Below are 11,875 nucleotides of genomic sequence, written 5' to 3'. Positions count from 1 at the left end.
GCTCGGCGGCGGGGAGCTGGGAGATCGCCGCGGCCGGACGACGGTGTGCTCGAGCATCGCCTCCGGCCGGGCAGGCGGCGGTGCCGGGGCGGCGGGAATCGGGTCGGTCAACGGGTCGACCGGCGCACCGTTGCGCGCCGCGTCGAGCTGGCGCCGCGCGAACTCCTCGAGCTCCTCAGGCGTGTACGCACGGTCCGTGGTCTCCGCGTCTCCGACCGGTGGGTCCACAGGTGGCTGACTCACGAGAACCTCCGAGATAGGCAGTCAGTTGAGCCTCAACCTACCCGGGGCGCGGCGGCGCGAGTCCACTAGACGAGCGTGGGCTTGTTGCGCTGGATCGCGCCGAGGATGCCGTTGACGAAGGACGGCGACTCGTCGGTGGACAGCTCGCGGACCAGCGCCATCGCCTCGGTCACCGCGACGGTGTCGGGCACGTCCTCGACCCAGAGCATCTCCCAGACGCCGATCCGCAGCACGTTGCGGTCCACGACGGGCATCCGGGCGAGGCTCCAGTCGGTGGAGAACTCCTCCAGCACCTCGTCGATCCGGGGCTGGTGGTCGGTCACGCCGCGCACGATGGTCGCGGTGTACGGGTTGCTCGGGGCCTCGCCCTCCGCGATGACGCGCTCGAGCGCCTCGACACCCGTCTCCCCGCGCATGTCGGCGGAGTAGAGGACGTCGAGGGCCCGCTTGCGCGCCTTGGTCCGAGCTCCCACGTGTGTGATCAGCCCTTCACGCGGCCGAGGTACGAGCCGCCGTCGCGGGTGTCGACCTTGATCTTCTCGCCCTGGTTGATGAACAGCGGGACCTGGATCTCGTGGCCGGTCTCGAGCGTGGCCGGCTTGGTGCGGCCGGTGGCGGAGTCGCCGACGACGCCGGGCTCGGTGTAGGTGACCTCGAGCTCGACCGAGGCCGGGAGCTCGATGAAGAGCACGCGTCCCTCGTTGGTGGCGACGATCGCCTCCTGGTTCTCGAGCATGTAGTTCTTGGCGTCGCCCACGATCTCGGGCGGGACCTCGGTCTGCTCGTACGAGCTGACGTCCATGAAGACGTAGCTGGTGCCGTCGTTGTAGAGGTACTGCATCGTGCGGCGGTCGACCGTGGCGGTCTCGACCTTGGTGCCGGCGTTGAAGGTCTTGTCGACGATCTTGCCCGACTCGACGTTCTTCAGCTTGGTCCGGACGAAGGCGGGGCCCTTGCCCGGCTTGACGTGCTGGAACTCCTGCACCGCCCAGAGCTGGCCGTCGATGTTGAGAACCATGCCGTTCTTGAGGTCGTTCGTCGTTGCCATGGGCCAGCCTTTTCGATGCAGGTGTCAAGAGTTCTGCCCGTCGTCCGACGCCGCGGGCAGCAGCGTCCGATCCTACCGAGCGGTCGGCGGCCCGACCTAACCGAGCGACCCGGCCGAACCGTCGGGAACTACCGTGAGCACCGTGGACCCAGTTCTGCTGGCCGGCCTGTGCGCCATCGTGACGGCGGGGGCCTGCCTGCACCGGGTGGCGGGGATCGGGCTGGGGATGGTGGTCGCCCCGGCGTTGACGCTCGCGATCGGGGCGGAGGCAGGGGTGACCTTCAGCAACTGCGCGGCGGTGGTCACGTCGGTCGTCGTGCTGCTGGTGCTGCGCGCCGATGTCGACTGGCCGCACTTCTGGCGACTGGCGCCCCTGATCGTGGTCGGCTCCGTCCTCGGCGCGGTCACGGTACGCGTGACGGCCGCCTCGTGGCTCGACGTGCTGGTCGGCGCGAGCGTCCTGGGCGCGCTGGCGGCGATGCCGCTGACGCGGACCCGGTTCACCGTGCACGGTCGGACCGCTGCGATGACGGTCGGCCTGACGGCCGGGTTCCTCAACACCACCTCCGGTGTCGCCGCCCCCGCGCTCACGGCCTACGCGCTGGCCATCCGGTGGGAGCAGAAATCCTTCGCCGCGACCCTCCAGCCGATCCTGCTGACCGCCAACCTGTCGTCGCTGGTGACCAAGGCCGCCGTGGGCGCGGTGCCCACCGACCTGGTGCCGTGGTGGACCTGGCCGCTCGTGGCGGGTGCCGTGTGCGGCGGCGTCGGGCTCGGCTCACTGCTCGCCCGGCGGGTGAGCAGCCGGGCCGCGGGGCGGCTCGCGGTGACGGTGGCGGCGGTGGGCGCCACCGTCGCCCTGCTGCGCGGGTTGCTCGCGGTGTGACCCTGGTCAGTCCTCCTCGGAGAACACCACCTCGCGCTTGCGCCTGATCGCCGGCAGCAGTGCGACCACGAGCGCGACCACGGCCAGCCCCAGCATGGTCGCGGAGATCGGCCGGGTCACGAACGTCATCGGGTCGCCGTGGGAGATCTGCAGGGCACGGCGCGCGTTCTCCTCCAGCAGCGGGCCCAGCACGAACCCCAGCAGCAGCGGCGCCGGCTCGCAGCCGCACCGGATCAGCACGAACCCGAGCAGGCCGAAGAACGCGATGGCCAGGATGTCGTAGGCGTTCTGGCTCAGCGAGTAGGTGCCGATGCAGGCGAACACGACGATCGCCGGGAACAGCACGTCGTAGGGCACGCTCAGCATCCGCACCCAGAGCCCGATCAGAGGCAGGTTGAGCACCACCAGCAGCAGGTTGCCGATCCACATCGAGGCGATCAGGCCCCAGACCAGGACCGGCTGCTGCTCCATCACACCCGGCCCGGGCTGGATGCCCTGGATGATGAACGCGCCGATCATCAGCGCCATCACCGGGTGGGCCGGGATGCCCAGGGTCAGCAACGGGATGAAGGACGTCTGGGCTGCGGCGTTGTTGGCCGACTCGGGCCCCGCGACCCCCGCGATCGCCCCGCGGCCGAACTCCCGGGGGTTCTTCGAGATCTTCTTCTCCACCGCGTACGACGCGTACGACGCCAGCACGTGGCCGCCGCCGGGCAGCACGCCGAGGGCCGAGCCGATCCCGGTCGCGCGCAGGACCGGAGCGACGATCCGCTTGAGGTCGGCGCGGCTCGGCATCAGGTTCGTGACCCGGCCGACCAACTGGCCGCGCTGCTCGGGGTCGTGGAGGTTCTTCAGGATCTCCGCGACGCCGAACATGCCGACGGCGACGGCGACGAACTCCAGCCCGCCGTAGAGCTCTCGGAACCCGAACGTGAACCGGGGCGTCCCGCTGGAAAGATCCTGGCCGACGGCGCCGAGCAGGATGCCCAGCACCACCATCGCCAGCGCCTTCACCGCGGAGCCGCGAGCCAGCGTGATCGACGCGATCAGGCCGAGCACCACCAGCGCGAAGTACTCCGCGGCGCCGAACTTGAGCGCCGCCCGCGCCAGCGGCGGCGCGGCGACGGCGAGCACGACCGTCGCCACCGAGCCCGCCACGAAGGACCCGATCGCCGCGACGGCGAGAGCGTGCCCGGCCCGGCCCTGGAGGGCCATCTGATGGCCGTCGATCGCGGTGACCGCTGCCGAGGACTCCCCCGGCAGGTTCAGCAGGATCGCCGTGGTGGAGCCGCCGTACTGCGCGCCGTAGTAGATCCCGGCGAGCATGATCAGCGCCGACACCGGCTCGTCGAAGTTGAAGGTGATCGGCAGCAGCATCGCGACGGTCGCGGTCGGCCCGATCCCGGGCAGCACCCCGACCGCAGTCCCGAGGGCGACGCCGATCAGGCAGAACAGCAGGTTCTGCCACTGCAGCGCGGTCTCGAATCCCAGGACGATGTTGTCGAAGAGCTCCACGGCTAGCCACCCAGCCAGTCGCCGAGCAGCGACAGCCTCAGCTGGAGCAGGACGACGAAGATCACGTAGCAGGCGAGTGTCAGACCGGCCGCGATCGTCAGCACCCGCAGCGGCCGGGCGCCCGGGCGGGCGAAGGCGGCGATCACGCCGGTCCCGAAGGTCGCCGGCAGGAGGCCGAGGCCGTCGACCGTGAGCGCGAAGAAGACCGCGGCGCCGACGAGCAGGACCGAGGGCTGCCAGCGGACCCGGCCGAAGGAGAGGCCCTCCTTCTCCTCGTCCGGCGTGTCCAGGTCCTCCAGGTGGGCCAGGTCAGGGGCGACGTAGGCCTTCACCGCGATGACGACGCCGAGCACCACGAGCAGGCTGGAGACGACCAGGGGGAAGTAGCCCGGTCCCATCCGGAGCAGGGAGCCGACGTCGTACCGGCTCGCGGCGACGCCGAAGGCGAGGCCGAAGCCGATGAACACGACTCCCGCGACCAGGTCCGCATCCGACCGGGGGCGCAGTCGGGCCGCCGATCGCCGTGCCGGCGCGGTCACTCTGCCTCGATGCCCTCGAGGGTCTCCCCCCAGGAGGCGACCTGTTCCTCCAGCACCGTGGTGTGCTCCTCGGGCGTCACCCGCTCCGGCTCGACCGGCGCAGTGCCGAGCTTGGCCATCTCGTCGATCACCGACTGGTCCTCCAGCGCGGCCGCCAGCGCGTCGGTCAGCTTGGTGACGACCTCCTCCGGTGTGTCGGCCGGCACGTACAGGCCGTGCCAGACCGACACCTCGACGTCCGCGAGCCCGCCCTCCGCAGTGGTCGGCAGGTCGGGCAGGCTCTCGACCCGCTCGGTCGTGGTGACGGCGTACGCCTTCACCTTTCCCTCGTTGATCTGGGCGGTGGTGTTGGTGGTCTGGTCGCACATGAAGTCGACCTGACCGCCGAGGATGTCCGCCATCGCGGGCGCGGTGCCGTCGTAGGGCACCTCCTGGAGCTTGACGCCCATGGCCTGCTGGAGCAGCACCCCGCACAGGTGCGAGGCCGACCCGATGCCGGCATTGGCGTAGGTCACCTTGTCCTCGTTGGCCTCGACGTAGCTGATGAGCTCCTCGAGCGTGGCGGGCTGGAAGTCCTTGCGCGCGATGATCGTCATCGGCACCTCGGTGACCAGCCCGACCGTCTGGAAGTCGGCGAGAGGGTCGAACGGGAGGTCTGGGTAGAGCGTCGGCGCGGTCGACATGCCGATGTGGTGCATCAGCACGGTGTAGCCGTCGGGGTCGGCTTCCGCGACCTGTCCCGCTGCCACGGTGCCGCCGGCCCCCTCGACGTTCTGGATGATGATCTCGACGCCGAGCTCCTCCGACATGGGCTCGGCGATCATCCGGGTCACGGTGTCGGTCGGGCCACCCGCCGAGAAGGGGACGACGATCTCGATGTTGTCGTCGGGAAAGTCGGCCGGGTCGCCACCTCCGCCGCCGCAGGCCGCGGCGAGCATCGCCAGTGGGGTGAGTGCGGCGCCGATCCGAAGGGAAGTCCGAAGAGGACGGTCATCTGCCATGGCAGGCTCCGTTCGTTATGACCTACGTCACACGGTACTCCCGGAGTCGTTGCTGCGTCACCTGCCGGCAAGGACCTCCAGCGCCTGCCGGTAGCCGTCGATCCCCCGCCCGCTGATCGTCGCGGCCGCGTGGGGCTCGACGTGGGAGATGTGCCGGAACTCCTCGGCCCGCTGCCTCGGCTCGGAGATGTGGACCTCCACGAGCGGCGCCGTGAGCTGGGCGCAGGCGTCGTAGAGGGCGAGCGAGTAGTGCGTCCAGGCGGCCGCGTTGAGGACCACCGGCGTGCCCTCGTCCGCGGCGTCGTTGAGCCAGTCGAGCAGCACGCCCTCGTGGTTCGTCTGCCGGACGTCCACCTCGAGCCCGAGGTCACGGCCCCACCCGACGCACAGCTCGACGAGCTCGTCGTACGTCGTGTGGCCGTAGATCTCGGGCTGCCGGCGGCCCAGGCGGCCCAGGTTCGGTCCGTTGAGCACCAGGACGCGGGTCATGCCGCGCCGCCCGGAGCGATCGCGGCGTACGCCGCCCGCAGGTCCTCCTCGGACGGGCCGGACAGCACGACCGGCCTCCCCACGTCCTCGAGCACGACGAACCGGAGCTGGTCCCCGCGCGACTTCTTGTCCACCCGCATGGTCGCGAGCAGGGTGTCGAAGTCGGCGCCGTCCCAGGTGGTCGGCAGCCCGAGCCGCTCGAACACGGCGCGGTGCCGGTCGACCATCGCCTGCGGCAGCCCGGTGGCGCGACCGGCCAGCTCGGCGACGTACACGCAGCCGATGGCGACCGCCTCGCCGTGGCGGATCTTGTACTCGGTGGCCTTCTCGATCGCATGGGCGAGGGTGTGGCCGTAGTTCAGCGCCTCGCGCCCGGGGTGCCCGCCGGCGCCGCCCTTCTCGCGCAGGTCGCCCGCGACGACCTCGGCCTTGACCGCGATCGCACGCTCGACGAGCTCACGGAGGACCGCCGAGTCCGCGGTGAGCGTCGCCGGATCGGTGGTCTCGACCAGCTCGAGGATCCGCGCGTCGGCGATGAAGCCGCACTTGACGACCTCGCCGAGGCCGGCGACCAGCTCCTCGCGCGGAAGGGTCGCGAGGAGCGCCAGGTCGCACAGCACGCCCGCAGGCTCGTGGAACGAGCCGACGAGGTTCTTGCCGGCGGGCGTGTTGATCCCCGTCTTGCCGCCGACCGCGGCGTCGACCATGGCGAGCAGCGTCGTGGGCACATGCACGACGGCCACGCCTCGGAGCCACGTGGCGGCGACGAACCCGCCGAGGTCCGTGGTCGCCCCGCCGCCGACGGTGACCACCGCGTCGGACCGGGTGAACCCGTCCTCGCCGAGAGCCTCCCAGCAGGCCGCCGCGACCTCCCAGTTCTTGGCGTCCTCGCCGTCGGGGATCTGGAGCACGACGACGTCGAGGCCCTCGAGCAGGTCCGCGAACGGGTCGAGGAGGTCCTCGAGGGACTCAGGGCACACGATCGCCACCCGGCGCACCCCGGAGGGGAGCAGCTCGCGCAGCCCGTCGAGGACGCCGTGGCCGACCACGACGTCGTACGGCGCGGCGGTGGCGACCCGGATCGTGGTCGGGGCACTCATGGCTGGTCCTTCGGTGCTCGGTGCTGGGCGCCGATCCGTTCGACGACCTCGGCGGCCACATCCTCCGGTGTGCGGCCGTCGGTGTCGACCGTGATTCGCGCCAGGCCCTGGTAGACCGGCGTGCGCTCGTCGAGGAGCTGCTTCACGCGGGAGCGGATGTTGCCGAGCAGGAGCGGGCGGCCGACGCCGAGGCCGACTCGCTTGACGGCGTCGGCGAGGCCCACGCGAAGGAAGACCACCTGGTGCGGCGCGAGCAGGGCCTGGGTCGCGGGGTCGAGCACGGCTCCCCCGCCCAGCGACAGCACGCCGTCGTGGTGCGTCAGCGCGTGCGCGACGGTCTCCCTCTCGAGAGCGCGGAAGGTCGCCTCGCCGTCCTCGACGAAGATGTCCTGCACCGACTTGCCGGCCCGCTCCTCGATCAGCTGGTCGGAGTCGAGGAAGGCGACGCCGAGGGTCGTCGCGAGCAGCTCGCCGACCGTCGACTTGCCGGCGCCCATCGTGCCGACGAGAACCGCGACCGGCCTCATCTGTAGCGGAGGGTGTCGAGGTAGGACTGCGCGTTGCGGCGGGTCTCCTGCACCGAGTCGCCGCCGAACTTCTCGAGCACGGCGTCGGCGATCACGAGGGCGACCATGGCCTCGGCGACGATGCCCGCGGCCGGCACGGCGCACACGTCGGAGCGCTGGTGGTGCGCGACGGCCTCCTGGCCCGTGGCGACGTCGACGGTGCGCAGCGCGCGCGGGACGGTCGCGATCGGCTTCATGCCTGCGCGGACGCGGAGGATCTCACCGGTCGTCATGCCGCCCTCGGTGCCGCCCGAGCGGCCGGAGACGCGGCGCAGACCGTCCTCGGTGGGGACGATCTCGTCGTGGGCGAGCGAGCCGGGGGTGGCGGCGAGCTCGAAGCCGTCGCCGACCTCGACGCCCTTGATCGCCTGGATGCCCATGAGCGCCCCCGCGAGGCGCGCGTCGAGGCGGCGGTCCCAGTGCACGTGCGAGCCGAGGCCCGGCGGCAGCCCGTGGACGACGACCTCGACCACGCCGCCGAGGGTGTCGCCGTCCTTGTGAGCCTGGTCGATCCGCTCGACCATCAGCTTGGAGCCGTCGGGGTCCAGGCAGCGCACCGGGTCGGCGTCGAGGTGGGCGAGGTCCGCCGGGTTGGGGAGGTTGGTGGACGGGGTACGCACCCCGCCGATCTCGAGGACGTGGCTGACGACGCGGGCGCCGACGGCCTGCTCGAGGAAGTTGCTGGCCACCCGGCCGAGCGCGACCCGGGCGGCGGTCTCACGAGCAGAGGCGCGCTCGAGGATCGGGCGGGCGTCCTCGAAGTCGTACTTCTGCATGCCGGCGAGGTCGGCGTGCCCCGGGCGAGGCCGGGTGAGGGGGGCGTTGCGGGCCATTCCCTCCAGGATCGCCGGGTCGACCGGGTCGGCCGACATCACGGTCTCCCACTTGGGCCACTCCGTGTTGCCGACCTGAATCGCCACCGGGCCGCCCTGGGACCTGCCGTGGCGGATGCCGCCGACGATGGTGACCTCGTCGGCCTCGAACTTCATCCGGGCGCCGCGGCCGTAGCCGAGGCGCCGCCGGGCGAGAGCGTCCGAGATGTCCTCGGTCGTCACCTCGACGTGGGCCGGCAGACCCTCGAGGATCGCGACCAGGGAGGGGCCGTGGGACTCGCCCGCGGTCAGCCAGCGCAACATGGGTACAAGTCTCCCATGGTGCGTGGGACCTTCCGCTCAGGTGCCCTGAACCCGGACGAGGACCTGTCCGGCGATCACGGCGACGAGTGCGCCGAGCACGAGCGAGGGACCGAACGGCACGTGGTGCTTGACCAGTCCCCTGCTGCCCTCGCGCTTGATCGCGTTGCCCCGCAGCTTCATCGGGATGAAGGCCAGCACGCCGACGACCGCCGCGGCCGCGACCGAGTAGAGCAGCGTCGCGATCCCGAGCGGTCCCAGCGCCAGCCCGAGCAGGGCGCCGAGCCGCACGTCGCCGAACGCCATCAGACGCGGGCTGATCAGCCAGAGCAGGCCGTAGTAGCCGCCCAGCCCCACGAAGCCGCCGGCCGCGAACAGCAGCACGTTCACCTCACCCAGCGCGACGGCCGTGACGGCGACGCCGAGGGCCACGACGAGGTACGACGGCCAGATCAGCCTCGTGGGCAGGTACCACGTGACGTAGTCGACCACCGTCAGCGCGCAGCAGACCGGTACCAGGGGCAGCAGCCACAGCAGCGCCCAGCTCCAGCCGGCCGTGGCGCCGATCGCGGTGCCCGCCACCGTGCAGGCGAGCGCGCACCGCCACGCGAGTCCCGGCCGCGCGGCGAGCTGTACGAAGGGCACATGCTCCGGGAAGTCCTCCGGGTTCTCATCCGGGTTGTGAGCCGGTTCGGGGCACAGCGCGATCAACCGTGGCGTGAGCAGGCCGCCGAACAGGCCGGCGAGGGCACCGACCAGGGCGGGCAGCACGACATCCATGCGCGGAACCTACCGCGCGGCGAGGGCCCGCTCGCCGGCCTCGCGCATCGCCGCGAGCGGCGCGTCGTGCCCGGTGAAGATCCCGAACTGGAGCACCGCCTGGTGTACGAGCAGGTCGAGTCCGCTGACGACCGGGACGCCCTCGGCCGCGGCCGCCTCGACGAGCGGAGTCGGCCACGGGTGGTAGGTGACGTCGAAGACGACGTCCACCGGGAGGAGGCGGGCCACGAGATCGGGGGTCTGCGCGGTCGCCGGGACGGTGGAGACCAGCACGCCCTCGGCCGGAGCGGCCTGGTCCAGCCTCACCACCTCGACGCCGGGCCCAGCCGGGTGCCGCCGGATCGCCGCTGCGGCCGCCGCGGCGTTGGCGGGGTCGCGCACCAGCAGGGTGATCTGCTCGATCCCCAGCTCCGCGAGGGCCAGTCCCACGCTCGCCGCGGTCGCGCCGCCGCCGATGATCGTGGCGGCCTCGCTGACGGTGCCGAACCGCTCCCGGATCGCCGCGACCGCGCCGGGGACGTCGGTGTTCTCTCCGAGCCAGCCGGACTCCGTGCGCACGAGGGTGTTCACGGCGCCGGCCAGGCGGGCCGTCTCCGACACCTCGTCGGCCAGGTCGAGCGCCTCCCGCTTCAGGGGCGCGGTGACCGACAGGCCCCGCCACTCGGGCCCGAGCCCGGCCACGAACCCGGCCAGCTCTCCGGACGGCACCCGCACGGCGTCGTACTCGAAGTCGAGGCGGAGCGCCTCGTAGCCGGCACGGTGCAGCACCGGCGAGAGCGAGTGGTCGATCGGGTCGCCGAGGACGGCGCATCGCCGCGCGGAGTCGGGCATCCGGGTCAGCAGGTCGACGGGTCGAGTGGCTCGTGCTGGTTGTGCTCCTCCAGCGTGGCCGAGAACTCCGTGGTGCCGTCGCAGTCCACCGTCACCCAGTACACCCAGTCACCCTCGGCCGGGTGCAGCGCGGCCTGGATCGCCTGCTCGCCCGGGGAGCCGATCGGGCCCGGCGGGAGGCCAGGGTGGAGGTAGGTGTTGTACGGCGAATCCGTCAGGTCCCGCAGCGGAGCGACCAGCTTGGAGGGATCGCGGGTGCCGAGCGCGTAGAGGACGGCGGCGTCGATCTGCAGCAGTCCGTTGGTGCCGCCGCCGTCCGGCAGCTCGAGCCGGTTGTAGATGGCGCGAGCGATCTTCGGCATGTCGTCGCCGCGGCCCTCGGCCTCGACCAGGCTCGCGACCGTCATCACCTGCTCGGGGGTGTAGCCGGGGCCGAGCGACGCGCCGACGGCCTCGATGTCGTTGTCGCCGAGGGCCTGCTCGTAGCGGGCGATCATCTCCTTGAGCATGTCGACCGGCTTGTCCGCAGGGCTGAACGTGTAGGTCGCCGGGAACAGGTAGCCCTCCGGGTTGCCCTTGGCGTACGACGGCAGGCCGAACGACTGCGGCCGAGCGAGCACCCGCCGGAACTGGCGGGCGGGGAACCCGGTCTCCTCCGCCAGCCGCGCGACGATCTGGTCCACCGTGAAGCCCTCGGGGATGGTCACCGCGGTGGTGACCACGTTCGCGGGGTCCACGAGCACGGTCACCGCGTCGACCGCCTTCATCTTCTTCTTCAGCAGATACGTGCCGGCCTGGATGGCGGTCGACCGGTCGTTGGCCGCGGCGGCCTCGAGGAACGCCTCGGAGGACGCCACGACGTCGAGCTCCTCGAGCTCGGTGCCCATCGACGAGACCGACTGGCCCGGGTCGATCACGACCATCACCTCGCCCTGGCCGGGGCCGGGGTAGTCCTCGGGGCCGGCGAACATGTCCCGGACATCGGAGATGGCGCTGCGGGCGAACCAGGCGGTCACCACGCAGAAGATCACGATCACGAGGAGGATCGGCAGGCAGCTCGACCGACGCTTCCGTGCCGCTCGGCGGCGGCCCGGCTCATGGCTGCCGCCGGAGGTCATCTCCGACAGGACCGACTCACTCATGGGTCTCCTCGCCGTCCTCGGCTGCGGGCTGGGGGGTGGCCTGCTCCTCCGGAGCCAGGTCCACGAGCTCGCCCGGAGGCGTGCCCGTGGTGCGCTCGACATCCAGCGCGTGCTGCAGGATGACGACGGCCGCGACCTGGTCGACCACGGCACGACGCTTCGCGCCCTTGCGTTGGTCGCGCAGCATAGCCTCCGCGGTCACCGTCGTCAGGCGCTCGTCGACCAGCCGCACGGGCACCGGTGCGATCCGGAGCGCCAGCCGACGCGCGAACTCGCGGGTCTTCACCGCGGCCGGCCCCTCGCCGCCCGAGAGCGACCGCGGCAGCCCGACGACGACCTCGACGGCGTCCTCCTCGGCCACGATCTGGTGCAGCCGACGCAGGTCACCCCTGGCCCGGCGCACCGTCTCGACCGGCGTCGCCAGCATTCCCGAGGGGTCGCTGCGCGCGACACCGATCCGGGCGTCGCCGGGATCGACACCCAGCCGGACGCCCCGCCTCACGCCGCCGTCCTCAGGCCTGCGCGACCGCGGCGGACACGGCCGCCAGCGCCTCGTCGATCCGGCTGCTGTCCGTGCCACCGCCCTGCGCGACGTCGGCCTT

14 protein-coding genes and 1 pseudogene are annotated in these 11,875 nt (G+C 71.9%); 1 reads left to right on the top strand and 14 read right to left on the bottom strand.

Features of this window, described 5'->3' with window-relative positions; all coding sequences use genetic code 11:
- The 3 genes and pseudogenes from E7Z54_RS05605 to efp form a co-directional block, all read right to left on the bottom strand.
- Window positions 1-243: pseudogene (locus E7Z54_RS05605) on the bottom strand (hypothetical protein); the annotation flags it as partial.
- 65 nt (window positions 244-308) lie between these two features.
- Window positions 309-716: a transcription antitermination factor NusB gene (nusB, locus tag E7Z54_RS05600; RefSeq protein WP_136432020.1), complete on the bottom strand. Its 408-nt coding sequence runs from the start codon at window positions 714-716 to the stop codon at window positions 309-311.
- An 8-nt stretch (window positions 717-724) separates the two neighbouring features.
- On the bottom strand, window positions 725-1,291 hold the full coding sequence (gene efp / locus E7Z54_RS05595) for an elongation factor P (protein ID WP_136432019.1): 567 nt from the start codon (window positions 1,289-1,291) through the stop codon (window positions 725-727).
- Window positions 1,292-1,433: 142 nt separating this feature from the next.
- Here efp and E7Z54_RS05590 point away from each other — a divergent pair, with 142 nt between their 5' ends.
- The gene (locus tag E7Z54_RS05590) at window positions 1,434-2,177 is read left to right on the top strand and encodes a sulfite exporter TauE/SafE family protein (protein WP_206056032.1); all 744 of its coding nucleotides are present in this window, start codon (window positions 1,434-1,436) and stop codon (window positions 2,175-2,177) included.
- A gap of 6 nt (window positions 2,178-2,183) precedes the next feature.
- On the opposite strand, the gene E7Z54_RS05585 is transcribed toward E7Z54_RS05590, so the two are convergent.
- The 11 genes from E7Z54_RS05585 to ruvX are packed head-to-tail and all read right to left on the bottom strand — an operon-like array spanning window position 2,184 to window position 11,775.
- Window positions 2,184-3,692, bottom strand: coding sequence for a tripartite tricarboxylate transporter permease (locus E7Z54_RS05585; protein ID WP_136432017.1), 1,509 nt, complete (start codon window positions 3,690-3,692; stop codon window positions 2,184-2,186).
- Window positions 3,693-3,694: 2 nt separating this feature from the next.
- A complete protein-coding gene (locus E7Z54_RS05580) occupies window positions 3,695-4,231 on the bottom strand; it encodes a tripartite tricarboxylate transporter TctB family protein (RefSeq protein WP_206056031.1) in 537 nt (178 codons plus the stop codon).
- Window positions 4,228-5,232, bottom strand: coding sequence for a tripartite tricarboxylate transporter substrate-binding protein (locus E7Z54_RS05575; RefSeq protein ID WP_206056030.1), 1,005 nt, complete (start codon window positions 5,230-5,232; stop codon window positions 4,228-4,230). The genes E7Z54_RS05580 and E7Z54_RS05575 overlap by 4 nt, the downstream gene beginning before the upstream one ends.
- A 57-nt stretch (window positions 5,233-5,289) precedes the next feature.
- Complete coding sequence (locus tag E7Z54_RS05570; RefSeq protein WP_136432016.1) at window positions 5,290-5,721, bottom strand: type II 3-dehydroquinate dehydratase; 432 nt, start codon at window positions 5,719-5,721, stop codon at window positions 5,290-5,292.
- Window positions 5,718-6,821, bottom strand: coding sequence for a 3-dehydroquinate synthase (aroB, locus tag E7Z54_RS05565; RefSeq protein WP_136432015.1), 1,104 nt, complete (start codon window positions 6,819-6,821; stop codon window positions 5,718-5,720). Before aroB ends, E7Z54_RS05570 begins: the two co-directional genes overlap by 4 nt.
- Complete coding sequence (locus E7Z54_RS05560; protein ID WP_206056029.1) at window positions 6,818-7,348, bottom strand: shikimate kinase; 531 nt, start codon at window positions 7,346-7,348, stop codon at window positions 6,818-6,820. Before E7Z54_RS05560 ends, aroB begins: the two co-directional genes overlap by 4 nt.
- Complete coding sequence (gene aroC / locus E7Z54_RS05555; protein ID WP_206056028.1) at window positions 7,345-8,523, bottom strand: chorismate synthase; 1,179 nt, start codon at window positions 8,521-8,523, stop codon at window positions 7,345-7,347. The genes E7Z54_RS05560 and aroC overlap by 4 nt, the downstream gene beginning before the upstream one ends.
- Window positions 8,524-8,559: 36 nt before the next feature.
- The gene (locus E7Z54_RS05550; protein WP_136432014.1) at window positions 8,560-9,300 is read right to left on the bottom strand and encodes a prepilin peptidase; all 741 of its coding nucleotides are present in this window, start codon (window positions 9,298-9,300) and stop codon (window positions 8,560-8,562) included.
- 9 nt (window positions 9,301-9,309) lie between these two features.
- Complete coding sequence (locus E7Z54_RS05545) at window positions 9,310-10,131, bottom strand: shikimate dehydrogenase (RefSeq protein WP_136432013.1); 822 nt, start codon at window positions 10,129-10,131, stop codon at window positions 9,310-9,312.
- 5 nt (window positions 10,132-10,136) lie between these two features.
- Window positions 10,137-11,273: an endolytic transglycosylase MltG gene (gene mltG, locus E7Z54_RS05540; protein WP_168798182.1), complete on the bottom strand. Its 1,137-nt coding sequence runs from the start codon at window positions 11,271-11,273 to the stop codon at window positions 10,137-10,139.
- Window positions 11,266-11,775: a Holliday junction resolvase RuvX gene (gene ruvX, locus E7Z54_RS05535; RefSeq protein ID WP_136432011.1), complete on the bottom strand. Its 510-nt coding sequence runs from the start codon at window positions 11,773-11,775 to the stop codon at window positions 11,266-11,268. The genes mltG and ruvX overlap by 8 nt, the downstream gene beginning before the upstream one ends.
- Between the last annotated feature and the right edge of the window lie 100 nt (window positions 11,776-11,875).

This window comes from Nocardioides sp. (assembly GCF_004803405.1).
Lineage (GTDB): Bacteria > Actinomycetota > Actinomycetes > Propionibacteriales > Nocardioidaceae > Nocardioides > Nocardioides vastitatis.
Note: the sequence above shows the minus strand (reverse complement) of the source record. Positions and strands in the feature narration are given on the sequence as shown.

What these genes read in the sequence shown, in the direction of transcription:
- E7Z54_RS05550 (WP_136432014.1), bottom strand. Translation starts at nt 9,300, where the DNA reads ATGGATGTCGTGCTGCCCGCCCTGGTCGGTGCCCTCGCCGGCCTGTTC.
- mltG (WP_168798182.1), bottom strand. Translation starts at nt 11,273, where the DNA reads ATGAGTGAGTCGGTCCTGTCGGAGATGACCTCCGGCGGCAGCCATGAG.
- E7Z54_RS05560 (WP_206056029.1), bottom strand. Translation starts at nt 7,348, where the DNA reads ATGAGGCCGGTCGCGGTTCTCGTCGGCACGATGGGCGCCGGCAAGTCG.
- E7Z54_RS05570 (WP_136432016.1), bottom strand. Translation starts at nt 5,721, where the DNA reads ATGACCCGCGTCCTGGTGCTCAACGGACCGAACCTGGGCCGCCTGGGC.
- aroB (WP_136432015.1), bottom strand. Translation starts at nt 6,821, where the DNA reads ATGAGTGCCCCGACCACGATCCGGGTCGCCACCGCCGCGCCGTACGAC.
- E7Z54_RS05545 (WP_136432013.1), bottom strand. Translation starts at nt 10,131, where the DNA reads ATGCCCGACTCCGCGCGGCGATGCGCCGTCCTCGGCGACCCGATCGAC.
- efp (WP_136432019.1), bottom strand. Translation starts at nt 1,291, where the DNA reads ATGGCAACGACGAACGACCTCAAGAACGGCATGGTTCTCAACATCGAC.
- aroC (WP_206056028.1), bottom strand. Translation starts at nt 8,523, where the DNA reads ATGTTGCGCTGGCTGACCGCGGGCGAGTCCCACGGCCCCTCCCTGGTC.
- E7Z54_RS05575 (WP_206056030.1), bottom strand. Translation starts at nt 5,232, where the DNA reads ATGGCAGATGACCGTCCTCTTCGGACTTCCCTTCGGATCGGCGCCGCA.